This window comes from Tannerella forsythia (assembly GCF_001006485.1).
GTDB classification, from domain to species: Bacteria; Bacteroidota; Bacteroidia; order Bacteroidales; family Tannerellaceae; genus Tannerella; species Tannerella forsythia.
The window spans coordinates 1-247 of record NZ_JUET01000121.1; the positions used below are offsets into that span (position 1 = coordinate 1).

1 protein-coding gene is annotated in these 247 nt (G+C 51.4%); it reads right to left on the bottom strand.

The window, feature by feature from the left end:
• On the bottom strand, positions 1–247 hold a 247-nt coding region (locus Tanf_RS11710), incomplete at both ends, for a transposase (protein WP_046826003.1).

Genomic DNA, 247 nt, shown 5'->3' on the forward strand with positions numbered 1-247 from the left:
GTCTGAGGTATCTGTTTCCGTGTGTCACTTTTCTGCTTTTGAAACGCCCGTTGCTTACATCGTTACGCGGTTTCAGACCGCACCATCCCACAAGGCTTGCCGCCGTAGCGAACATCTTCATATCAACACCTGTTTCCGCAATGATTGCCGTGGCTGCGCGTTCCTTGACACCGGGGATGGTTTGCAGGCGTTCGTATGGTTTGGGGTAATGTTCTTTGCAGAGCCGGACGAGTTCTTGCTGATATTT